This is a genomic window from Vreelandella nanhaiensis, from assembly GCF_003990185.1.
GTDB classification, from domain to species: Bacteria; Pseudomonadota; Gammaproteobacteria; order Pseudomonadales; family Halomonadaceae; genus Vreelandella; species Vreelandella nanhaiensis.
This window is the reverse complement of the sequence record NZ_RZHF01000015.1, coordinates 88,252-110,413: the sequence shown is the minus strand read 5'-3', so window position 1 is coordinate 110,413 and position 22,162 is coordinate 88,252. Positions and strand designations below refer to the sequence as shown.

Genomic DNA, 22,162 nt, shown 5'->3' with positions numbered 1-22,162 from the left:
TCATTGCTTATATTCCAAAAAAAGCTATGGTTATAACTACTGTTGCTTTAAAGCTTATACAACGCCAGCGATTAAAAACCGTTTTTAGGAGCTTACGCATGAAGACTTTTGCCCTGTCCCGCAGTACTGGAGGAGGCGCACCCGACGTAGCCGGTTTTTTCGATTCACGTACGTTTAGCGTGCAGTACGTAGTCAGCGACCCCGCTACCAAGCGGTGTGCGATTATCGACCCGGTACTGGATTTCGATGAGAAATCCGGCGCGACGGCAACGTTTAATGCTGACACCTTGTTGGAATACGTCGCCAAGGAGGGTCTGACGGTTGAGTGGATTCTGGACACTCACCCTCATGCTGATCACTTCTCCGCTGCGCAGTACCTAAAAGAGAAAACCGGTGCGCCAACGGCGATTGGCCAATACGTCACTCAAGTGCAGGCGCTGTGGCAAGAGATTTACCACTGGCCAGACATGCCCACCGACGGCCGTCAATGGGACACGCTGTTTACAAAGGGCGATACCTTTCATATTGGTGAGCTAAGTGCCCGTGTGCTGCATTCACCCGGCCATACGCTGGCCTCAATCACCTATGTGGTCGGCGATACGGCGTTTGTTCACGATACCCTGTTCCAGCCGGATTTTGGCACCGCACGGGCGGATTTCCCAGGCGGCAGTGCCAAAGCACTTTGGAACTCTATCCAGCAAATTCTCGCTCTGCCCGACGAGACACGGCTGTTCACCGGCCATGACTATATGCCGAATGGCCGCGAACCAAACTGGCAAAGCAGCGTTGCCGAACAACGCGCCAATAACCCTCACCTGGCGGGCAAAAACGAAGAGAGCTATATCGCGCTGCGTCACCAGCGAGATAGCGAATTGCCCATGCCCAAGCTGATTTTGCACGCGCTGCAAGTCAATACTCGCGGGGGACGCCTGCCAGAGCCCGAAGCCAATGGTAAACGCTATTTGAAAATTCCTCTGGACGCCCTGGAAGGCGCCACCTGGGATTGAGACCCGTACTCCCCACGAGATGAGGTGCAACCTTGCAAACCAGACCTTTAGAACAAGGCGTTGAGATAACCTCAGCGCTAACGCTCGATGAATTGGATCAGGTAAAAGCCCTTGGTTTTAAAGCGGTGATATGTAACCGCGTACCGGGAGAGAGTGATGACTTTCCAGATGAGGAGAGCTACCGCCACAAGGCTGAGCAACTTGGCCTTGCCTGGGTACATATTCCCGTCAAGCCTGGCGAATACAGCCAGGAAGATATTCAGAGGTTCGCCGACTCCTTGGCGCATCTTCCACGCCCTATTCTGGCGTTCTGCCGCACAGGTAAGCGGGCGACTCACTTGTGGGCCTATGCTCGACGGCAATCGGATCAGTGTGAGTTGGCAACATTATTGGCAGCCGCAAAAGAGGCTGGATTTGACCTGGAAGATCATCGACAAGCTCTTGAGAACCAGAACGCATAAACGTCTGCTAAATAAAATTAAAGTGATGGTTAGCCGTCCGGATGTTCAATGCGAAGAGCCCGTTAATAATTATTATATTTTGGAGCCCTTATGAATGCCCAGCAAACAACAACCTACGATGTGGTCATTATTGGCGGCGGTGCAGGCGGTATTTCGGTCGCTGCTAGTTTATTCAATCGCCAGTCAGACTTGTCCATCGCCATTATTGAGCCCGCAGAAGACCATTTTTATCAGCCTGGCTGGACCATGGTGGGTGGCGGTATTTTTACTCAGGAATCTACTCGTAAGCCTATGGCAGAGGTGATGCCTAAAAAAGCCACTTGGCATCAAACTACTGCCAAAAGCATTAGCCCTGATGCCGAGAGTGTCATGCTCACAAGCGGCCAGACGCTGGGCTATCGACGCCTGATCGTCGCACCAGGGCTTGTGGTTGATTGGAGTGCTATCAGCGGACTTGAAGAGACGCTTGGCCACAACGGCGTAACCTCGAACTACCGCTATGATCTTGCACCTTATACATGGTCACTGGTGAAGTCGCTGACCCAGGGCAAAGCGCTGTTCACTCAACCACCGATGCCTATCAAGTGTGCCGGTGCTCCTCAAAAGGCCATGTACCTGGCCTGCGACCACTGGCGAAAACAAGGCAACCTTGGGCAGATTGAAACTACATTTTGCAACGCCGGTGAGGTGCTGTTCGGCGTAAAGGATTACGTGCCTGCACTACAAAAGTATATCGAGCATTACGGCATTGAAACTGCTTATAAAAATCGCTTAACTGCGGTAGACGGTGCTGCAAAAGTAGCGCAATTTGAAGTCGCAGGCGAAAACGGTTCGCAAACAGTTGAGCGACCGTTCGATATGCTCCACGTAGTACCTCCTCAAAAAGCCCCCACTTTAATTGCTGAATCGGGCCTCGCTAATGCAGGCGGATGGCTCGACCTGAATGCCAGTACGCTGCAGCACGAACGTTATCCCAATATTTTTGGACTGGGTGATGCTAGTGGCACTAGCAATGCCAAAACGGCAGCCGCGGTGCGCAAGCAGGCCCCGGTAGTCGCGCAAAATGTCCTGGCCTCGCTCAATGATAAACCGCTTAGCGCAGCGTATTACGGCTATGGTTCATGCCCACTCACCGTTGAGAGAGGCAAAATTGTGATGGCTGAGTTTGGCTATAACGGTCAATTACAGCCAACGTTTCCTAAATGGGTCAACGACGGCACTCATCCCACCCGCGCTGCCTGGCTGCTAAAAGCCAAAGCGCTGCCGTGGATTTATTGGAGGTTAATGTTACGGGGCAAAGAGTGGCTTAGCTAATTATGATGCTGGAACGTTGGGTCCCGCTCATTGGGTGTCTGAAATCCTACAACCGAACGTTACTCTCACAGGATGCACTGGCGTCAGTGATCGTAACGCTGATGCTGGTGCCTCAGGCGTTAGCGTATGCGTTATTAGCAGGGTTGCCGCCAGAAATGGGGCTGTATGCCAGCATGTTGCCGCTAGTGCTGTACGCCATTTTTGGTACCAGCGCGACGTTAGCGGTCGGGCCGGTGGCCGTTGCGGCACTGATGACGGCCTCAGCATTAAGTAGTTTTGCGACTCAAGGAAGCCCGGAATACGTGGGGGCTGCGTTAGTGCTAGCAGCGCTTTCAGGGCTAATTCTTATCGCCATGGGCGTTTTACGGCTGGGTTTTTTGGCTAACTTTCTAAGCCATCCAGTGATCTCGGGGTTTGTGACTGCCTCGGGTATTTTAATTGCGGTGAGCCAGCTAAAGCATATTTTGGGCGTTGAGGCGTCAGGTCATAACGTCATTGAGGTGTTGAGTGCACTGTTGAACCAGTGGCAGCAGGTAAATGCCATTACACTGCTCATTGGCTTGAGCGTGTGGGGATATTTGTGGGTGTGCCGCAAGTGGCTAAAACAGTGGCTAAAAATGGCCGGTGTTTCCGCTAGTGTGGCGGTGCTGCTGGTTAAGGCAGCACCCATTTCAGCGGTCATAGTGACGACATTACTGGCTTGGCTGTTGAACCTGGAGCAGCGCGGTGTGAGTTTGGTCGGCTTTGTGCCCAGCGGTATGCCCACGATTGCGCTTCCTGACCTTGATCAATCACTGTGGCTGGGGTTACTCCCCGCCGCGCTGCTGATCAGCCTGGTAGGGTTTGTTGAGTCGATTTCCGTGGCTCAAACGCTTGCCGCTAAGCGTCGCCAGCGTATTGACCCCAATCAAGAGCTAATTGCTTTGGGCATGGCCAACCTGGGCGCAGGCGTAAGCGGTGGCTCGCCGGTCTCCGGTGGGTTTTCTCGGTCGGTGGTTAATTTTGAAGCAGGCGCGGTGACACCGCTAGCAGGCGCCTTCACCGCACTGGGAATCGTGCTCTCAACACTGCTACTGACGGACCTGCTGGCGTTTTTGCCTACGGCGACCCTGGCCGCCACTATTATAGTGGCGGTCGGCACATTAATTGATCTCCCTGCAGTAAAACGTACCTGGCTGTACTCCCGCAGCGATGGTATTGCGATGGTGGTAACGCTTTTGCTTACCCTGATGCACAGCATCGAAATCGGCATTATAAGCGGCGTATTGCTGTCATTAGGGCTGCACCTTTATCGCACCAGTCAGCCCCACAGCGCGGTAGTCGGTCGAGTGCCTGGCACCGAGCACTTTCGCAACGTAAAGCGCCATACGGTTGAAATCGACGAACGGCTCGCCATTCTGCGAATAGACGAAAGCCTCTATTTCGCCAATGCACGTTACCTGGAAGATACGGTCATGGAATTGGCGGCACGTTCATTGTCGCTGCAGCATATCGTTCTGACTTGCCAGGCAGTGAACGTGATTGATGCGTCAGCGCTGGAAAGCCTGGAAGCGATCAATGGGCGTTTAAAAGACGCAGGCGCGACACTCCATTTGGCCGAAGTAAAGGGGCCGGTAATGGACCATCTAAAACACACGTCGTTTTATCATGAGTTAACCGGGCAAGTGTTTTTCACCACCTATGAGGCTTGGCGCGTTTTGCACCATCAAGGCGATGTACTCTCTTCACCGGCTTTGGCCGCTAACGAGGCTAGGCAAGTCGCCAATAGCCACCAACCCCCCTCTTTTGTTGACGATAGTGTCGATAAAAAAAGGGGTGAATAAGTCGGCGGTATGCATCATCACTTAACACGAGAGGAGTATATCGTGAATTTTACGGCAAGCTTTCAGGGACTGATCGGCGGTGTTCTGATCGGCCTCTCAGCGACCTGGCTGATGGCTACTCTGGGGCGTATTGCGGGTATTAGCGGCATTATCGGTACCCTCATCACTACCCGCCCAAGGGGCGACAGCGCTTGGCGGTTGGCCTTTGGTATAGGACTGGTGAGCGGCCCCGTACTGGCACTGTTCATTGGCGGGCTCGGCAATGTAGCCGGAGCTCCAAATGAAGTGATCGGCCAGCCAAGTGGGGGTATGCCATTAATGTTGGTCGCTGGCTTGCTAGTGGGCCTGGGGACCGGTCTGGGAAGCGGCTGCACTAGCGGGCATGGTGTTTGCGGTCTCGCTCGGCTATCAGTGCGCTCCCTCGCCGCCACCGTTACCTTTCTCATCGCTGCGATTATTACCGTCTTCGTGGTTCGACATGTCATGGGAGGCAACGTATGAAAACGTTGGTGGGTTACATTGCAGGCTTGCTTTTTGGTCTGGGCCTGACCATTTCCGGCATGACGGACCCGGCGCGGGTGCTCGGCTTCCTGGATATTGCCGGTGCCTGGGACCCGACCCTGATGTTCGTGCTCGGTGGCGCGGTGATCACGAATTTTATTGGTTATAGGTTGGTGCTGCGTCGCCCGCACCCCTTCTTTGGTGAGTGTTTTCAACTGCCCACTCGACAAGACCTGGATATTCGCCTGATCGGCGGAGCCTCACTGTTTGGCATCGGGTGGGGGCTTTCTGGTTATTGCCCCGGTCCAGCCTTCGCCTCCATCATCGGGCTTTCCGCACCGCTGTTCGCCATGCTTGTAACCATGGTAATGGGGTGGTTCATGGCACGCGCGATCACCCCTAAAACGGCATAGCGTTTGGAATATCGTCACCCAATAAGCCACCCGGCAGGAAAACCTCATTTTCAGTTAATCCCCATCAGCCATCCTATCCAGCATTGAATCAGGGGTGCTGGAAATGCGAGAGATGAACAGGCCGATACAAGAGGCCATGTACTTTAAGCTAGTACAATGGGTGTTATTACTGGGGTTGCTGAGCGTTACTACAGTAGCCACCGCACAATCTTTTTTTGGCCAGCAGGAGAGCGTTCTTCCTCCAGAGCAAGCCTTCAAGCCAACACTTAGTCATGATGGCGAATCGCTGAAGATCGATTGGCAAATCGAACCCGACTACTACCTTTACCGTCATGCTTTTTCCGCCGACGCCGAAGGACGTGAGCTAGCGCTGAATATGCCTGACGGTGAAGCCATTGAGGATGAATACTTTGGCCGCTCTGAGGTTTACCGCCACTCATTGAGGATGACCACTCAGCCTGGTAACGCCGACACCATCACTCTTCGTTGGCAAGGCTGTGCCGATGCGGGCCTTTGCTATCCACCTCAAGAAAAGACCTTTGATTTAGCACCTGCTGGTCAGGACATTTCTGAAACGAACGAGCCCTCCGTTGCCACGAATGCTCCCGGATCTGAAGAAAGCTCCACTTCCGACCTGAAAAATACGATGGCAGAAGACCAACAACTGGCAGCGCAACTGGCGGGAGGTAACGGGCTCTGGACGCTGGCGGCGTTCTTCGGTATGGGGCTGTTACTGACATTCACGCCCTGTGTATTGCCGATGATACCGATTCTGTCGAGCCTGATCGTGGGAGGACGAAAGGTAGGCGAGAACCACCGGACGGCAGGCTTTGTAATGTCTGTTGCCTTTGTCCTTCCCATGGCGGTCACCTATGCCCTACTCGGCGTGGCTGCTGCCATGGCAGGTGCCAATCTACAGATACTGTTTCAGAGCGCCTGGTTTATCGGCCTGTTCTCGCTACTGTTTGTCGTTCTCGCCCTGGCCATGTTCGGCTTGTTTGAATTAGAGCTACCGAGCGCGCTTCGCCAGCGCCTTGATGCCGGCATGTCGCGTCAACGCGGTGGGCGCTTGAAAGGGGTTGCCATCATGGGGGTGCTCTCTGCACTGCTGGTAGGACCCTGCATGACCGCACCTTTAGCGGGAGCGCTATTGTTCATTGCTGATAGTGGCAACCCCTGGCTTGGTGGTGCAGCCCTGTTATCGCTTGGCCTGGGGATGGGCCTACCACTGATCCTGATCGGCACCGTGGGTAGTCAGCTGCTGCCTAAACCCGGTGCCTGGATGGTTCGCATCAGAGCGATTTTCGGCTTTGTATTACTGGGGATGGCGATCTGGTTTGTGGATCGCGTAGCACCTGATGCCATTATTCTCGCGCTATGGGGCGCACTGGGGCTGGGTTTTGCCGTTTCGTTAAAGGCCATGGCACGGGGAGACAATGCCTCAACCGTGGCCTCTCAAATAGCCACCGCAAGCGCATTCATCATCGGATTATGGAGTGCACTAGTGTTAATCGGCGCTGCCGGTGGCGCTTCTGATCCCTGGCGCCCGCTAGCGGTTTATACGTCCACCAACGATGGGTCAACCACTGAAGCGTCGTCATCAAACGCCGAACAACCGCTTACCTTCGATGAAGTCGACGATTTGGCCACGCTTAACGCCCGTGTTGCCCAGACCGAGGTTAGCGGCCAGATGACACTCGTCGAATTTACGGCCGACTGGTGCATCTCCTGTGAAGTAATCGAACAGGAAGTTTTCACTGACCCAACTGTTCAAGCCGAACTGGAGAATGTGCAACGATTAAGGATCGACGTAACTGACTATGATGCGTCTGACAAGGAGGTCATGGAGCACTTCGGCATCGTTGGGCCGCCGACGCTGATGTGGTTCGGCTCTGACGGGCAGGAGCGCCGCGGTGCGCGCATTATCGGCGAGCTAGACGCTGACGACTTTCTGGAGCGCTTCGCTGAAGCCAAACAAACCGGCAGTAATATCACCGGGGGGGGGGCATGAGTCCTCTAGATCGCAGCCTCGCCATCGGCCCGTTAGGTCTGAGCGTGGGGCAGCTTTTGCTGATTCTTTCGATAGTTGTCGCACTGATCGTCGGAAGCTGGCTAGGCCGCCGTCGAAAGGTCTACGTCGGCGATAGCGTCTTCAATTCTGTGCTCTTGGGAGTCATCGGGGCACGACTCTTTTTCATCGTTCAATATGGGGGGAGCTACGACACGTTCTGGTCTTGGCTCGACATACGCGATCGCGGCTTCGAGCCGCTAGCGGGCGTTGTCGTCGCTTTGGTGTATCTGGTTTGGCGGCTATGGCGCCAACCTCGCGAGCGAAGGCCACTCGGGATTGCCGTAATATCAGGGGCTTTGACCTGGTCGCTGACGGCGGGTGCACTGGCCCTCATGGTATCTCAAGGTGCTAGCATTCCTCCGACGCCGTTAACCACACTTGATCATGACGACGTGACGCTTCCCGCTGTGCTAAGCGAAGCCAATCGTCCCATGGTGGTCAATCTTTGGGCCAGTTGGTGCCCGCCGTGTCGACGCGAAATGCCTGTATTTGAGCAGGCTCAACAAGAGCGAGACGACGTGACGTTCGTGTTCGTCAATCAGGGCGAGAGCCTCAGCACCGTTAATGCCTTTTTACAGCAAGAGTCACTCACCCTCGATAATGTCTACCTCGACCGGAACAATTCGCTCGGCCATGACGTGGGTGCCATGGCCATGCCCACCACGCTTTATTACAACGCCGATGGCACGCTTATCGACACCCACTTTGGAGAGCTGTCTCGCGCCACGCTCGATCGCAGCCTTGAGCTTTTCAACCTCTAACTTACTCACTACGGAGATAACGCACATGTCCGCTTTCTATACCTGTATGACGCCGCTACGACTCACACTAACACTTGGGGCTGGCATCGCGCTGGCGACAAGCTTGCATGCGACTGCCGGTGAGTGGCCTGACCCCATTCAACAGCTCCAACAGCAAGGTCTCACGATTCATGGTGAATTCGATGCGCCCGACGGGCTTACGGGGTATGCCGGCAGTGCTCGTGGTCAGACTTTCGCGGCATACCTCACCTCAGGAGGCGAGCATGCTGTGATAGGTACACTGATTAACGCAGAGGGTCAGGACGTTTCAGCTGAGCGGCTAGAGCAGCTCGTCAACGGCCCAAGAAATGCCGAGCTATGGCAAGAAATGGCTGATCAACACTGGGTGCGCGATGGTGATAAAGAGGCACCCCGCATCGTATATACCTTTAGTGACCCCAACTGTCCTTACTGCCGCCAACTGTGGGAAAGTGCCCAACCCTGGGTTGAAAGTGGCGACGTTCAGGTTCGTCATTTGATGGTAGGTATTCTCAAGGCAGACAGCCCAGCAAAGGCAGCCGCGATACTCAATGCGGATAATCCTGGCGAGGCGCTGGCTGAGCATTACCGCAACGATGCCATGCCTGAAAATCAAGGAGATGACCAAAGCGAGCAGTGGGTTAGTGAAAACACCCAGCTAATGCGCGATGGTCAACTCTTTGCCACGCCTGCGACCTTTTATCAGGATGACAACGGCAACGTGCACAGTGTGATGGGGGCCCCCTCGCCAGATAAGCTTCGAGCCATTATGGGGAGCGATACACCTTGACCTAAGTGGGTTCAACCCGAAGGTAATTGAAGCGTTACCCTTAGCCCAACACCATTGCCAGACGCGAACGTCACCCTGCCTTCTGCCCGGGTGACAATCGCCTCGACGATCGAAAGACCCAAACCACTGCCTTGAGGATGATCTCCCCGATGAAAGCGCTCCGTCAGTCGGGAGAGGTGTTCGGAAGGAATGGTTTCGCCTTGACTAGTAATATCGATGACGGCCATTCCCTCTGATTCCTGCGCGGCAATCTCTATCGGCGCACCACGCGCACCGTGACGCATCGCATTTTCGAGCAGGTTGCGTAGAACCGTCACTAGAAGCGACTCGGATAGAGCCACATGCACTTGGTTAACGCCTTGGGGATAATGACAATGATCACTGCTACCGGTTTCTGTCATCGCCGTCATCAGCGCCCTCCCAAGAAGAGTAGGGTCAGGACGACGGCCGCGCGTGATGTCCTCACTTTCCATTCGCGCCAATAGCAATAGCTGACCCAGCGTTTTCGTTAGTCGATTTACCCCAGCTTCAGCTTGCTGCATCGCTTCGTACTGCTGCTGGCCGTCGACACGCCTCGCGATTTGCAAATGTGTGCGAACGGCGGTTAACGGTGTTCGCAGCTCGTGGGCGGCATCGTCGGTAAAGCGCTGCTCCCATTCGAGCATACGACGCGTTCTTGCCAGCAGTGTATTGAAACTATCAATCAGCGGGCGGATTTCACCAGGCAACCCATGAAGAGGCAGCGCTGAAAGATCATTATGTTCGCGCAGAATGAGTCGCTGTTGTAACTTGGCAAGCGGCGCAAGTCCTCGTGTTACACCCCACCATAGCGCAACAAGACTACCCACTAGCGCTAGTAGAAACGGGTAAAGCGCGGCCCGACGAACCTGCTGCAGCAGTGCTTCTCTCTCTTTCAGACGATCTGCCACCGTAATACGTTTGTCGTTATCGACTAACGTGTAAACACGCCAGCGCTGCCCGTTGTGCTCGCGATAACGATATCCCTCAGCCTCAACAGCAAGCACGTCGTTCATCTCAGGGTGGGTGCCCGCCACCACTTGGCCACGAAGTGACGATACTCGACACGCAATACCATCGAGTGAGGGAATAACTGACGTTCCGTCTTCTTCACCGTTCCAAGACGTTGCAGGCACGCGATCCAACAGACCTGACACCATCCGCGCCGATTGCGCCAGTCGCTGGTCAAGTGAATGCTCAAGCTGGGTCGACAGGTCGCGCATTGACCATGCCGCCGTGATACCCCACAGCAGCATAAGCGTAATCCCAAGTGTGGCAACCAAACGTAAGCGCAGATTCATGAGGTCGCATCGCTGTTGTATTTGCCAAGCCGATAACCCACACCCCGCACGGTTTCGATCACGTTGCGCCCCAGCTTGCGACGCAGTTGATAGATGTGCACATTAAGCGCATTACTTTCGATCTCATCATCAATACCGTAAAGGCAGTCCTTCAATTGATCGGCGCTCAGAATTCGCCCACGAGCGCGAATCAGAGCTTCCAGCAGCATCAACTCACGTCGCAACAAAGCGACTGGCTCACCCTCAAGCGTGACGCTACGTGTAACGGGGTCTAATGCCAGGCTACCGTAACGTATGGCGTGGTCCACTTGCCCTGCCGTCCGGCGCAAGAGCGACTGAAGTCTGGCGGTTAACTCGTCAAGATCAAACGGCTTGATCAAATAGTCGTCTGCGCCTCCCTGAAGGCCTTCGACCCGGCTCGCTACCGCATCTCGCGCCGTCAACATCAGCACTGGTGTCGCCACGCTCGATCGACGCCAATGCTTCAATAACGTCAAACCATCTCCATCGGGTAACCGGCGGTCGAGAATAACAGCATCGTAGTTAATTGTGGCTAGCGCGCCCTTTGCAGCATCCAGGGTGGTGACGTTATCAACCACAAAGCCGCTCAGTGCCAATCCAGCTTCGACGCCAGCCGCTACCGGGGCATCATCCTCGACCAGTAATACCCGCATACTTACTCCTCAAGGGCATGGGAAGTGGTTTCTATCAGCAGTATGCCATTCAAGGATGAAGTTAATATGAGGCAGCCTCCATTTTGCAGCCGACAGATCAAAACATGCCAAGAGCCACCATCATCCGCACTTCATTTACAGTTAATGTTCATCATGCCTAATGAGCTTTTAGTCGTATAGTGAGTAACGTTTCTTATGAGCTCTTGCTTTGTAAAATCTACATGCGGCGATTGTCTGCTTCGCTACGTATTCATAGTGGCATTGTGGCTTGTTTCAGTTCCAGCTTTTGCCGAGCCATCACTGCCACTAGGACATTACCCGTTGCCTGAAACCGGCAACATCGTGGGCGAGACCTATACCGTCAACGTAGAGGACGAAGAGGATACCCTGCTCGATATTGCTCACGCACACGGTGTCGGCTACGAGGAAATTCGACGGGCCAACCCCGACATCAGTCTTTGGGTTCCCGGTAAAGGAACGCAGGTTCAGATTCCGGCGCAGCACATATTGCCGGATGTGGAGCGTAAAGGAGTGGTGATCAATATCGCGGAGCTGCGGCTTTACTACTACCCCGAGGTGCAAGAGGGAGAAACACCTCGCGTTGAGACCTATCCCATTGGCATCGGCCGTGATGGATTCGATACGCCATTGGGGATTACCAAAACCACTATGCGCCTTGAGAATCCTGCCTGGTATCCTCCCGAATCCGTTCGCCAGGAAGCGGCTGAACGCGGCGACCCACCGCCTAACGTCGTTCCGCCAGGCCCCGACAACCCCCTCGGTCAGCACGCCATCTTATTAGATATCCCTGGCTATTTAATCCACGGCACCAATCAGCCAGATGGCATTGGTATGCGCGCCAGTAGAGGCTGCATCCGTATGCATCCCGACGATATTAAAGCCGTATTTGAGCAAATACCCAACGGTACTCAGGTCAATATTATTGATGAACCGGTTTAGCTTGGCTGGGATGCCGACCAGTTGCCTTACGTGCAGCCATTTACTTCGCTTGATGACCAAAAAACCAGCATAAGCGACTTGTTGGATATCGTTAATAATGCCGATGAATTGCCGGATACAAAGCGCTCAAACATTGATTATGAAGTGATACAGAACGCGCTTAGAAGGGGTAGTGGACGTATAGAGCTGTTAACCGTGAATTCATTAACAATTGCTTCTACAGTTTCAAGTGCTTCTGAGCACCTCCTCAAGAATATCAAAGCTGAGAGAAGGAGATCCCATTCGCTTTTTTGATCTTTCTTTTAGCTTATTGAAGACATTTGGCAGGAGCGTTACGGATCGCAGAAGTAGGTCTTCCCCGAGAAAATTTTGGGCTGTTTATGGTAGTTGGCGAATTTTGATCCATTGTCCAACAGGGATCGTATTTGCTCCCTCAATTGAACCGAAATCCAGAAAATCTGACTTGGCAATCGTTTCGTCACGTTCCAATCGGTACGTCGGCGCTAGCCCTCATGCCTCTACTGTGCGATCCAAAGTGCTGTGGTTATTCCATAAGCCCAAGTTCAGAGACGTGTGGAAATGGTAACGATCATTCAGTGAGGCGTTTTTTGCTTATCTGAATTAATGATGGGCGCAACCAGTTCTGAAACCTTAATTAGCGCCTGTTTCCGTTCTTCGTAATAGTCATACCGATCATAAATACCTTCGACACCTTTGAGTTTGTGATTCAAGCAGCGCTCAGCAACGTGGCCAGGCACTCCTAACTCAGCCAATAAGCTGCGACAGGTGCGCCGTAGGTCATGCACCGTAAACTCGGTGAGTTCACCCATTTTGTTCTCGGGCTGCTGCTTCTTGCCTGGCTCCTTACCAAATAGCTTGGCGATAGCTCGATTCAGTGTGTCCTTGCCCATATGGGGCTGCTTGCTACTCCGGCGGCTAGGAAATACGTAAGGCGAACCACAAGCACGAATCTGCAGCTCGTCCAGCCAGGCCACAGCTTGTGAAGGTAAAGGAATCGCTATCCCAACACCCGATTTGCTGCGCTCTCCGGGTAAATTCCATTTCGCATTGCTCAGATCAAATTCCGACCATTTGGCTTCTGTTAGCTCTGTTTTGCGTACTCCTAGTACAACGAGTAAAGCGCAAGCGAGATAGTTGTCACGCGTGAAGCTAATACGGTTCTCTTTGAACACAGCAAAAGCTTGACTGAGCTCATCAATGCTTAGCGCCCTATCGCGGCTTTTCTCGACACCACCCGCATCGTTGACGTTGAAAGCGGAGGCGGGATTATAGGTAAGCAACCCTAACTTGATGCCATGGTTAAAGAGTTGCTTTAAGTACATTAAAGCGTCATTTGCAATGGTTGGCCGACCGCTACTGGTCACTTTTCTGACGATGGTTCGGATATCCATAGGCGTAACGCTACCCAGCGTTAGCGAACCGATAGCGGGAGCAATATCCCTTTCAAATACGCGCTTCGGAATATTGGGGTGTTTGAGTCGCTTCTCTAGTTCCTGATACCAGTCGCCGAACAGATCCTGCACCGTACTGATGGTTATGTTTTCTTCACGTTTGCGCTCTGTAAACGGGTCCTTACCGCTACGAATTCCTTTCTGAATTTCAACCACGCTTTCACGAGCCTCAGCGAGTGACAGGTGAGAGCATTTACCCAGTGTCATACCACGACGCTTGGCCGCGAACGTGTAACGGCACATCCAGTAGGCAGTGCCTGCCTGAGGAATCATCAAGTACAATCCGTTGCCATCACCATAGCGCCCTGGCTTGGATTCTCTGATCAATGACTGGACTTTCTTGGCAGTAAAGCTTCCCATCCCCACTCCACTAACGCTTCAATTTTTTACGATGGTTCAATAACTTGTGACAAAAATGGGTAGTATTCGCACAGATTTCTGCCTCTATGGTGGGTAGCATGGCATTTTACTACCCACTTTACTACCCACTTAGCGGTGGCTTAGGCTGGATTATGGTAGACAAGCATAGACAACGCTTGATATTAAATAATTAAAAAACAATATCTTATATATCCAAGCAGACAACCATAGACATTACTCAATATTCTGAATCTGCTCGCGCATCTGCTCAATCAGCACTTTAAGCTCCACCGCACAGCGCGTGCTTTCGGCCACCACTGACTTGGACGAGAGCGTGTTGGCTTCGCGGTTGAGCTCCTGCATCAAAAAATCCAGGCGGCGGCCTTTGGGACCTTTTTGGACGAGCTGGCGGCTGACTTCCTCTACGTGGGCCGTTAGACGGTCAAGCTCTTCGTCTACATCGGCTTTTTGTGCGACCAGCACCAGCTCGGCTTCCAGACGCTGGGGGTCAAGTTCGGTTTTGGCAATTTCCAAGCGTTCCAGCAGCTGGGCGCGTTGGCGCTCCAGAATGTGTGGCAGTAGACCTTTAACGATAGCCACCTGCTTGCTTACCGCTGCCAGGCGGCTAGCGATCATTTCAGCAAGCTTTTCACCTTCCCGGGCGCGGGCATCGATAAGCTCATCCAGCGCTTGATCAAATAACGTTTTGGCGGCAGCTTTGATGGCGTCCTGATCTAGATGTTGGCTTTCCATTACGCCGGGCTGGTTTAAAAGTTCAAGCGTAGTGGGCGCAAGCGCGCTGGGCACCTGGCGCTGGATAGCCACCAACGCATTTGCGACTTCTTTTAGGCGCTGGACATTCACCGTAGGCGCCTGAACGGCCTCCGTGCTTTCAAAACGCACACTGCACTCCACTTTGCCTCGCACGAGGCGCTGACGCAGTGCATTGCGCAGCACTGGCTCAAAATCACGTAGGCTTTCGGGCAGGCGAAAATGAGGTTCCAGATAACGCTGATTCACCGAGCGAATTTCGACTTGCAGCGTGCCCCAAGGGGCGGCCTCCTCGGTGCGAGCAAAAGCGGTCATGCTGTGTACGCGACTTGAAGTGGCCATAGTGGTTATCCTTTGAGAACGCATTTTCATCAGTCTACCCGATAAGGGCAGGCTTGAACGTTAAGACGTGTACAATGGAAGGCTTTTCCTAGTTACGCGCTTATGTGAAGTGCTTTTTGTGAGGTGCTATGCGTCCTGATGTTGTTCGCCCCAGCGGTCGCGAGGCCAACCAGTTGCGTGAGATTCGCCTGACCCGTGATTACACCCGACATGCCGAGGGTTCCGTATTGGTTGAGTTTGGCGATACCAAGGTGCTGTGTAATGCCAGTGTGGAAGCGGGCGTGCCACGCTGGCTGCGTGGCAAGAACCAGGGCTGGATCACCGCGGAGTACGGCATGCTGCCCCGCGCGACCCATTCACGCAGTGGCCGCGAGGCAACGCGCGGTAAACAGGGCGGCCGCACGCTGGAAATCCAGCGTCTGATTGGTCGTAGCCTGCGTGCCGCAGTGAATCTGAAAAAACTGGGTGAATTCACGATTACCGTGGATTGCGATGTGATTCAGGCGGACGGCGGTACGCGTACCGCATCGATTACCGGCGGCTGTGTAGCACTGGTGGACGCCATTCGCTACCTGCAGCGCGAGAAGAAAATCAAGGGCGACCCCTTCAAGCAGCTGGTCAGCGCGATTTCGGTGGGTATTTATAAAGGCGTACCGGTGCTGGATCTGGATTACCCAGAAGACAGCAAGGCTGATACCGATTTGAACGTGGTGATGACCGAAAGCGGCGAGTTGATTGAAGTGCAGGGCACGGCTGAGGCGGGCGCGTTCAACCGGGCAGAGCTAAACGCCATGCTCGATCTTGCTGAGAAAGCGGGTGACGAGCTACGCGAAAAGCAGCGTGAGGCGCTGGGTATTCGCGGTTAGGCATTTTAATCGCCAACGCAATGAGCCGACCTAGGTCGGCTCATTGGTTAACGACGACGCGGGAAAGATGCTTAAAGGGCGAGATCGTACTCGACAATCAGCGGGGCGAACTCGGAGAAAGTTGCCTCTTTATCGATCCATGCGTCTACCACGTGGCGGCGGAAGTTGGGGCCGACTAACTGATAGTCGATCCGCCAGCCTTCCTGGCGATCACGGGGCACGTCCTGATCGAGCTTCGGCCACCAGGTGTATTCGCCAGCGTCGCGATTGATTTCGCGGAAGGTGTCGATAAACCCTGTTGGGCCAAGTACCTGATCCATCCAGGCGCGCTCTTCGGGGCGGAAACCAGAGGTGAGCTGGTTATCCGACCAATTGGCCAAATCAACCGTTTTGTGGGCAACGTTCCAGGTACCACAGATGATGTATTCGCGGCGTTTGCGCGACATCTTCGTCAGGTACTCCTGGTACTGCTCCATAAACGCCTGTTTAGCTTTCTGGTCGCTGCCATCGGGCATCAAAAAGGTGGCAATGCTGAAGCGGTCATAATCCGCTTGTAGAAATCGCCCTTCGTGATCGCACTGCGGAAAGCCCAGGCCATACATGATCGCCTTGGGAATTTTACGGCAGTAAAGCCCGACACCTGCGAACCCATCCTCTTCAGCATCCAGGAAATAGCCTTCATAGCCTTCCGGATAGAGGATATGGTCACCTAATTCAAAACTTTTTGCCTTGATGTTCTGCACGCAGACCACATCGGCGTCCTGCTGAGCCAGCCAGTCTAGGAAGCCACGGTCGACGGCATCACGTATACCATTAACATTGATGCTGGCAATTTTCATAAATCGTCCCTTTTGCGTCGCTGCTGTATGATACCCGACGTTTAGACGTTTGGGTAAATAGACCAACTCATTCTTGCTATTTACCTGCGTTTTATTGTCGCCTTTGTGCTGACATAAACCATCCACCTAATGAGGAACGCCGTGGCTATCACTCTACAACCCTATCAGCGCGAATTCATCGCCTTTGCCATTGAGCAGGGCGTTCTCAAGTTTGGTGAGTTTACGCTTAAATCCGGGCGAGTAAGCCCTTACTTCTTTAACGCTGGCCTGTTCCAGACCGGCCGGGCACTGGCCAAGCTGGGGCGCTTTTATGCCCAGGCGATTATGGACAGTGACCTGAATGCCGACGTGCTGTTTGGCCCGGCGTACAAGGGCATACCGCTGGCGGCAGTGACTGCTGCCGCCCTGGCAGACCATCACGATAAGGATATGCCCTACGCCTTTAATCGCAAGGAAGCCAAAACCCACGGCGAAGGCGGCAGTATTGTCGGTGCACCGCTATCAGGCGATATATTGATTATTGACGATGTCATCACTGCGGGTACTGCCATTCGCGAAGTGATGGGCATTATTGAACGAAGCGGCGCCCGCGCAGGCGGTGTGATTATTGCCCTTGACCGCCAAGAGCGCGGCCAGGGCGAGCAGAGCGCCATCCAGGAAGTCCAGGCCGAATACGGCATGCCGGTCGTGAGCATTGTTACCCTTGAGCAAGTGCTCACTTACCTGGAAGAGCATGCAGGCGGTGAAATGCTCGCCTATGCAGAAGCAGTGCGCGCCTATCGCGACTGCTACGGCATTGCTTGCTAAGCACTATTCAAAAAGAGCGCCAGCGTAGCCTTGCTGGCGCCACGCCTCATAGCTCACAATAGCCACCGCGTTGGAAAGGTTCAGGCTGCGATTATTGGGCTGCATGGGAATGCGCAGCTTTTGGGCGTCGGGCAGTGCCTGATGCACATCGGCGGATAAACCGGCCGTTTCAGAGCCGAACAGCAGCACATCGCCAGCAGCAAAATCAGCTTCGCTGTGAGGTCGCGTACCCTTGGTGGTAATCGCCCAGATACGCCGCCTCTGCATCGCGCTTTGAAACGCAGCAAAATCAGCGTGGCGGGTTACATTGGCCAGGTCGCGGTAATCAAGCCCCGCGCGGCGCAGCTTTTTTTCTTCTAGATCAAAGCCGAGCGGCTCGATTAAATGTAAACGACAGCCATTGTTGGCTACCAGGCGCATGATATTACCCGTATTGGGTGCCATGCGCGGCTCAAACAGCGCTATTTCAAACATTACCACCTGCCTATCCAAGTTATGCGCGAAGAAACGCCTGATTGTAGATGAAAAACCGCAAAGGATAACGTGTCTAATGACGCCCTCGCCCCCGCAGTCCATTCTTAGCCGCATCAAGCGCCTCAACCCGCGCCAGCAGGAAGCCGTGCGTTATATCGATGGCCCATGCCTGGTATTGGCGGGTGCGGGTTCCGGCAAAACCAGCGTCATCACCACCAAGATTGCCTATCTGGTACAGGAGTGTGGGATGAGCGCGCGCCGGATTGCGGCGGTCACGTTCACCAACAAGGCCGCCCGGGAGATGAAAGAGCGCGTTGGGCAAATGCTCAAAGGCAAGGAAGGTCATGGCCTGACAGTTTCGACCTTTCATACGTTGGGGCTCAATATTATCCGCGGCGAGTTAAAAACCCTGGGTTATAAACCGGGTTTCTCACTGTTTGACCCGGAAGATGCCAAGGCACTGTTACGTGACCTGATGAACAAGGACGCCCAAGTAGATGCCGAGCAGATCAACTCGGTCCAGGCCAAGATTTCCCAGTGGAAGAACGACCTGGTGCTACCCAGCGACGCGCTTTCCTTCGCCGCTGATGACGATGAGCATTTTGCCGCCCGGGTGTACGAAGCCTATAACCGCCATTTGAAAGCCTACAACGCGGTGGATTTCGATGACCTGATTCTGCTGCCCGTGGTGCTTTTAAAAAACGATGCCGAGGCACTTGCCCGCTGGCGGCGCAAGATTCACTACATGCTGGTGGATGAGTATCAGGACACCAACGTTTCCCAGTATTTGTTGGTGAAGCTTTTGATGGCCGAGCGCTCTACCTTTACCGTGGTAGGCGATGATGACCAGTCGATCTACGCCTGGCGCGGCGCGCGCCCCGAGAACCTGATTACTTTGGGGGAAGACTTTCCGCGACTGAAGGTAATCAAACTAGAGCAGAATTACCGCTCAACCGGAACGATTCTGCGCGCTGCCAACACGTTGATTGCCAATAACCCTCACGTTTACGATAAAACCCTGTGGTCGGATATGGGCGACGGCGCGCCAATTCGAGTGATTGTGAACCGCCACGAAGAGGCGGAGTCTGAACGGGTCGCTAGTGAAATGCTTACTCGGCGTATCAAGGAAAAGGCTGAGTGGCGGGATTTTGCGGTGCTTTACCGTGGCAACTTTCAGGCAAGGCTATTGGAGCTCAAGCTCCAGCACTATCAAATCCCCTATAAGCTTTCTGGCGGCACGTCGTTTTTCTCGCGCAACGAGATCAAGGACACCATGGCCTACCTGCGCCTGCTGATCAACCCCGCCGACGATAACGCCTTTTTGCGGATTGTGAACGTACCGCGCCGAGAAATTGGCCCAGGCACGCTAGAGAAATTGGCCAACTACGCCACCGATCGGTCTATCTCGCTGTTTGCGGCCTGTCACGAGCTGGGTCTGGAGCAGACATTACCCACCCGCGCAGTGGAGCGGCTTAGCCGCTTTACCCATTTTATCGATGGCGTGCGCAAGCGGATGGATCAGGGCGATGCGATTGCTGCCATTCGCGATATGCTGCGCGACATGGATTACGAGGCGTGGCTTTACCAGAACGCCAGTGCCCCCACTATTGCCGAACGGCGCATGGCTAATGTGTGGATATTGATCGACCAGTTGGAAAAATCGCTCAACCGCGACCCGGAAGAGGATAGTGCGTCAGAGGCGACCGAAACCGATAGCGTGGAGGCGGCGATTTCCCGCTTAGTGCTGCGCGATATTCTTGAGCAGCAGGCCGAAGAGGACGACTCAGACCGCGTGCAGCTACTTACTATGCACGCCTCCAAGGGGCTTGAGTTCCCGCACGTTTACCTGCTGGGACTGGAAGAGGATCTGCTGCCCCACCGCAATGCCATTGAAATGGGCACGGTGGAAGAGGAGCGCCGTTTGGCCTACGTGGGTATTACCCGGGCGCGGCGCACGCTGACGTTAACCCTTGCCCGCCAGCGCAAAGCCTACGGCGAGCTGATGGACTGCCAGCCTAGCCGTTTTCTGGATGAGCTGCCTGCGGAAGATTTGGAATGGGAAGGCCGGGCAGATAAAGAGGATCCTGACAAGAAGCAGGCACGGGGCAAGGATGCTATTGCAGGTTTGCGCTCTTTACTTGGCTGACGGCTTTAAATTATCCACAGGCGGATTTGTCATTACGTCTGTGGATAGATTACTCAAGCTCGTCGATCATATAGTCGACAATCGCCTTGATCTCGTCATCGCTGAAATTGAAGCGGCCGCCCTTGGGTGGCATGGCACCAATTCCGTTGATCGCATTGGCATAAAGTTTTTCAGTCCCCTGAGCAAGCCGCGCGGTCCAAGCGGTGCTATCACCCGTCGCCGGCGCACCCGCAATACCTGCCGCGTGGCAGGCACCACAGCTCGCCTTGGCGTATAGTGCTTCACCGTCGTATTGGGCGACTTCTTCTAGGCTAGGCTCGTCTGACGCAGCAGCTTCAGTCGCATCAGCCGCTGTATGCTGGGTCACAGCGCGTTGGCACTCCTGCCCTTGCAGGCAGAGCCTGCCAACCGGCGCGAGACGCTCGGCAAGCGCTTCATCTTCGGCTTCTTCGTCAGCAAGCACTACACCTGATAACATCCCAAAAGCCACTATCCCGCCCAATATACATTTGAAATTCACCCAGCTCTCCTTAGCTTTTATCACCACGACAACAAGCTCCAACCCTGCACCGATAACAGCGTTCCAAGAAAATAGTATCTTCTTTTTCACAGATAGCAGAACAAGTTTTAATGCCGAATAGCCAAGAGGGCGATAGGCGAGAGTCGCCTATCGGGGATGAAATAGAAATGTCTAAGCGAAATTTAAATGCGGTCGTTTAGAAGATCAGTTTAAAGACGCCGGTAAGGGTAAGAAGACCTACGGCAAAAATAAAGATAATAACCCACAGCAAAATTTTCATAGCGTTTCCTCCGTGATTAAAAAAGCATTCCTGAATACAGCGCCCTCAGTATAGAAGAAAAATCAAACGACACTCTTGAAATTACCTTCTGAACAGGAAAATTCATGTGCTTCTTCATAGGCTTGAAGCACTAAGTCATTAGCCTCTCCAAGCAAACAGACGCTGTTCAGCATAACGGGAGAGTCCTGCCTGCAGATAAAGGCATAGGGCAGGTGTATTGTTGGCATCGACCGTCAGTATCATCTCGGTCGCGCCTTGGCTAACCGCCCGTTTAAAAGCCGCTTGAAGCACCTTTCGGCCTATTCCCTGGCCGCGCCATTGCGGCACGACGCCCATCAATAAAAGCTCCCAGCAGTGTTCAGGCCCTGGTGCCAGCAGCAGCACGCCTACCCGCTCATTACCCAGGTTAACGCTATACCAGTGATGTGGAGCCTCCGGGGCCTGGTTATAAAAACCAGCCAAGAGCGCTTCACTGGAAAGCGACTCCCGCAGCGCCGGGCAGTCCAGCGACCCCTGGCTGATTGAATCTAGCAAGGAGGTTTGCGCAGCCGCGTTCAGCTTGGAAAAAGCTTCCAGCCTGATGGGCGTTGGCGATAGCGTGCCAAGTTCAATGCAGGCTAGCTCAGGTGCCAAGGTAACAGATAGCAAATTGATGGTTAAATGATGTAGTTCGGCCAAGCGTATCATGCTATGGGCGAGCAGCGTCGTCTCCCAGACATAGTGGCTGGGCGGTAGTACCACATGGCAAAGGGTGACTCCCTGCTCGGTTACCCAGGCACGGGCTGCAGCCAGCAAGGCCTGGCCTACCGGGCCACCCCGGCGGGGAAGCCATAGCTGGGCCGTGGTATGGGCTAACGGTTGAACCCAGAGCGCACCGGTGATCCGCCCCTGCTGCTGATAGACCCATAGCCCATCCCAGGCTGGCTGTTTGGCCGAACGCAGAGCGGCATTGAGTGCTGGCTGCAGGGCAGGCTCATGTACCGCGGCCAGATGCAGCAGCGCTTCCCGGCGAAGTGTTAAAGGGCAGACAGCCACACAATCGCTATCAACAGTGGGTTTCGTCATTAATCAAGGCGCCATCGCATTGCTTTCGTTGATGTTAATCCTGACTGACTCCCCCTAACGATGCTACCTTTTGTTACCTATTACCGGGCCATTACAGGAGTAGCTGAC

General features: G+C 54.0%; 21 protein-coding genes. 13 read left to right on the top strand and 8 right to left on the bottom strand.

What is annotated here, in order from left to right; genetic code table 11:
* The first annotated feature begins 98 nt into the window (after window positions 1-98).
* From ELY38_RS10830 to dsbG, 9 genes are all read left to right on the top strand, one after another.
* On the top strand, window positions 99-1,007 hold the full coding sequence (locus ELY38_RS10830) for an MBL fold metallo-hydrolase (protein ID WP_127062152.1): 909 nt from the start codon (window positions 99-101) through the stop codon (window positions 1,005-1,007).
* Window positions 1,008-1,039: 32 nt separating this feature from the next.
* Entirely contained in the window at window positions 1,040-1,468 is a 429-nt protein-coding gene (locus ELY38_RS19410) for a protein tyrosine phosphatase family protein (RefSeq protein WP_246009127.1), read from the top strand.
* Between the two features lie 90 nt (window positions 1,469-1,558).
* Window positions 1,559-2,782 carry an NAD(P)/FAD-dependent oxidoreductase gene (locus ELY38_RS10825; RefSeq protein WP_246009126.1) on the top strand — a complete coding sequence of 408 codons (1,224 nt, stop codon included), beginning with the start codon at window positions 1,559-1,561 and terminating at the stop codon, window positions 2,780-2,782.
* Between the two features lie 2 nt (window positions 2,783-2,784).
* Window positions 2,785-4,605, top strand: a complete 1,821-nt coding sequence (locus ELY38_RS10820; protein ID WP_127062150.1) for a SulP family inorganic anion transporter — start codon at window positions 2,785-2,787, stop codon at window positions 4,603-4,605.
* Between the two features lie 42 nt (window positions 4,606-4,647).
* Window positions 4,648-5,106: a YeeE/YedE family protein gene (locus tag ELY38_RS10815; RefSeq protein ID WP_127062149.1), complete on the top strand. Its 459-nt coding sequence runs from the start codon at window positions 4,648-4,650 to the stop codon at window positions 5,104-5,106.
* Window positions 5,103-5,519, top strand: coding sequence for a DUF6691 family protein (locus tag ELY38_RS10810; protein WP_127062147.1), 417 nt, complete (start codon window positions 5,103-5,105; stop codon window positions 5,517-5,519). Before ELY38_RS10815 ends, ELY38_RS10810 begins: the two co-directional genes overlap by 4 nt.
* A 136-nt stretch (window positions 5,520-5,655) precedes the next feature.
* Complete coding sequence (gene dsbD / locus ELY38_RS10805; protein ID WP_246009125.1) at window positions 5,656-7,530, top strand: protein-disulfide reductase DsbD; 1,875 nt, start codon at window positions 5,656-5,658, stop codon at window positions 7,528-7,530.
* A complete protein-coding gene (locus tag ELY38_RS10800) occupies window positions 7,527-8,351 on the top strand; it encodes a TlpA disulfide reductase family protein (protein WP_127062144.1) in 825 nt (274 codons plus the stop codon). Before dsbD ends, ELY38_RS10800 begins: the two co-directional genes overlap by 4 nt.
* 25 nt (window positions 8,352-8,376) lie before the next feature.
* Complete coding sequence (gene dsbG / locus ELY38_RS10795) at window positions 8,377-9,159, top strand: thiol:disulfide interchange protein DsbG (RefSeq protein WP_246009124.1); 783 nt, start codon at window positions 8,377-8,379, stop codon at window positions 9,157-9,159.
* An 11-nt stretch (window positions 9,160-9,170) separates the two neighbouring features.
* Here dsbG and ELY38_RS10790 read toward each other — a convergent pair whose 3' ends face one another.
* Both ELY38_RS10790 and ELY38_RS10785 read right to left on the bottom strand, forming a co-directional pair.
* The gene (locus ELY38_RS10790; RefSeq protein WP_127062142.1) at window positions 9,171-10,478 is read right to left on the bottom strand and encodes an ATP-binding protein; all 1,308 of its coding nucleotides are present in this window, start codon (window positions 10,476-10,478) and stop codon (window positions 9,171-9,173) included.
* The gene (locus ELY38_RS10785; protein ID WP_127062141.1) at window positions 10,475-11,152 is read right to left on the bottom strand and encodes a response regulator; all 678 of its coding nucleotides are present in this window, start codon (window positions 11,150-11,152) and stop codon (window positions 10,475-10,477) included. Before ELY38_RS10785 ends, ELY38_RS10790 begins: the two co-directional genes overlap by 4 nt.
* A gap of 255 nt (window positions 11,153-11,407) precedes the next feature.
* Here ELY38_RS10785 and ELY38_RS10780 point away from each other — a divergent pair, with 255 nt between their 5' ends.
* Window positions 11,408-12,112: a L,D-transpeptidase family protein gene (locus tag ELY38_RS10780; RefSeq protein WP_422822330.1), complete on the top strand. Its 705-nt coding sequence runs from the start codon at window positions 11,408-11,410 to the stop codon at window positions 12,110-12,112.
* 593 nt (window positions 12,113-12,705) lie between these two features.
* On the opposite strand, the gene ELY38_RS10775 is transcribed toward ELY38_RS10780, so the two are convergent.
* Both ELY38_RS10775 and ELY38_RS10770 read right to left on the bottom strand, forming a co-directional pair.
* Window positions 12,706-13,944: a tyrosine-type recombinase/integrase gene (locus ELY38_RS10775; RefSeq protein ID WP_127062566.1), complete on the bottom strand. Its 1,239-nt coding sequence runs from the start codon at window positions 13,942-13,944 to the stop codon at window positions 12,706-12,708.
* A 234-nt stretch (window positions 13,945-14,178) separates the two neighbouring features.
* The gene (locus ELY38_RS10770; RefSeq protein WP_127062139.1) at window positions 14,179-15,057 is read right to left on the bottom strand and encodes a YicC/YloC family endoribonuclease; all 879 of its coding nucleotides are present in this window, start codon (window positions 15,055-15,057) and stop codon (window positions 14,179-14,181) included.
* Between the two features lie 128 nt (window positions 15,058-15,185).
* Between ELY38_RS10770 and rph the strand changes: the two genes are divergently transcribed.
* Entirely contained in the window at window positions 15,186-15,923 is a 738-nt protein-coding gene (rph, locus tag ELY38_RS10765) for a ribonuclease PH (protein WP_127062138.1), read from the top strand.
* Window positions 15,924-15,994: 71 nt separating this feature from the next.
* On the opposite strand, the gene ELY38_RS10760 is transcribed toward rph, so the two are convergent.
* Window positions 15,995-16,762: an exodeoxyribonuclease III gene (locus tag ELY38_RS10760; RefSeq protein WP_127062136.1), complete on the bottom strand. Its 768-nt coding sequence runs from the start codon at window positions 16,760-16,762 to the stop codon at window positions 15,995-15,997.
* Between the two features lie 141 nt (window positions 16,763-16,903).
* On the opposite strand from ELY38_RS10760, the gene pyrE reads away from it, so the two are divergent.
* A complete protein-coding gene (pyrE, locus tag ELY38_RS10755) occupies window positions 16,904-17,569 on the top strand; it encodes an orotate phosphoribosyltransferase (RefSeq protein ID WP_127062134.1) in 666 nt (221 codons plus the stop codon).
* A gap of 3 nt (window positions 17,570-17,572) precedes the next feature.
* On the opposite strand, the gene ELY38_RS10750 is transcribed toward pyrE, so the two are convergent.
* A complete protein-coding gene (locus ELY38_RS10750; RefSeq protein WP_127062133.1) occupies window positions 17,573-18,043 on the bottom strand; it encodes a tRNA (cytidine(34)-2'-O)-methyltransferase in 471 nt (156 codons plus the stop codon).
* A 76-nt stretch (window positions 18,044-18,119) separates the two neighbouring features.
* Here ELY38_RS10750 and rep point away from each other — a divergent pair, with 76 nt between their 5' ends.
* Window positions 18,120-20,189 carry a DNA helicase Rep gene (gene rep, locus ELY38_RS10745; protein ID WP_127062131.1) on the top strand — a complete coding sequence of 690 codons (2,070 nt, stop codon included), beginning with the start codon at window positions 18,120-18,122 and terminating at the stop codon, window positions 20,187-20,189.
* Between the two features lie 49 nt (window positions 20,190-20,238).
* On the opposite strand, the gene ELY38_RS10740 is transcribed toward rep, so the two are convergent.
* Both ELY38_RS10740 and ELY38_RS10735 read right to left on the bottom strand, forming a co-directional pair.
* Complete coding sequence (locus ELY38_RS10740) at window positions 20,239-20,709, bottom strand: c-type cytochrome (protein ID WP_127062129.1); 471 nt, start codon at window positions 20,707-20,709, stop codon at window positions 20,239-20,241.
* Window positions 20,710-21,127: 418 nt separating this feature from the next.
* Entirely contained in the window at window positions 21,128-22,054 is a 927-nt protein-coding gene (locus tag ELY38_RS10735; RefSeq protein WP_127062127.1) for a GNAT family N-acetyltransferase, read from the bottom strand.
* Between the last annotated feature and the right edge of the window lie 108 nt (window positions 22,055-22,162).

Excerpts from the sequence above, each read along its gene's own strand:
- ELY38_RS10830 (WP_127062152.1), top strand. The coding sequence starts at position 99 with ATGAAGACTTTTGCCCTGTCCCGCAGTACTGGAGGAGGCGCACCCGAC.
- ELY38_RS10825 (WP_246009126.1), top strand. The coding sequence starts at position 1,559 with ATGAATGCCCAGCAAACAACAACCTACGATGTGGTCATTATTGGCGGC.
- ELY38_RS10820 (WP_127062150.1), top strand. The coding sequence starts at position 2,785 with ATGATGCTGGAACGTTGGGTCCCGCTCATTGGGTGTCTGAAATCCTAC.
- ELY38_RS10810 (WP_127062147.1), top strand. The coding sequence starts at position 5,103 with ATGAAAACGTTGGTGGGTTACATTGCAGGCTTGCTTTTTGGTCTGGGC.
- dsbD (WP_246009125.1), top strand. The coding sequence starts at position 5,656 with ATGTACTTTAAGCTAGTACAATGGGTGTTATTACTGGGGTTGCTGAGC.
- ELY38_RS10800 (WP_127062144.1), top strand. The coding sequence starts at position 7,527 with ATGAGTCCTCTAGATCGCAGCCTCGCCATCGGCCCGTTAGGTCTGAGC.
- dsbG (WP_246009124.1), top strand. The coding sequence starts at position 8,377 with ATGTCCGCTTTCTATACCTGTATGACGCCGCTACGACTCACACTAACA.
- ELY38_RS10790 (WP_127062142.1), bottom strand. The coding sequence starts at position 10,478 with ATGAATCTGCGCTTACGTTTGGTTGCCACACTTGGGATTACGCTTATG.
- ELY38_RS10785 (WP_127062141.1), bottom strand. The coding sequence starts at position 11,152 with ATGCGGGTATTACTGGTCGAGGATGATGCCCCGGTAGCGGCTGGCGTC.
- ELY38_RS10775 (WP_127062566.1), bottom strand. The coding sequence starts at position 13,944 with ATGGGAAGCTTTACTGCCAAGAAAGTCCAGTCATTGATCAGAGAATCC.
- ELY38_RS10770 (WP_127062139.1), bottom strand. The coding sequence starts at position 15,057 with ATGGCCACTTCAAGTCGCGTACACAGCATGACCGCTTTTGCTCGCACC.
- rph (WP_127062138.1), top strand. The coding sequence starts at position 15,186 with ATGCGTCCTGATGTTGTTCGCCCCAGCGGTCGCGAGGCCAACCAGTTG.
- ELY38_RS10760 (WP_127062136.1), bottom strand. The coding sequence starts at position 16,762 with ATGAAAATTGCCAGCATCAATGTTAATGGTATACGTGATGCCGTCGAC.
- ELY38_RS10750 (WP_127062133.1), bottom strand. The coding sequence starts at position 18,043 with ATGTTTGAAATAGCGCTGTTTGAGCCGCGCATGGCACCCAATACGGGT.
- rep (WP_127062131.1), top strand. The coding sequence starts at position 18,120 with ATGACGCCCTCGCCCCCGCAGTCCATTCTTAGCCGCATCAAGCGCCTC.
- ELY38_RS10735 (WP_127062127.1), bottom strand. The coding sequence starts at position 22,054 with ATGACGAAACCCACTGTTGATAGCGATTGTGTGGCTGTCTGCCCTTTA.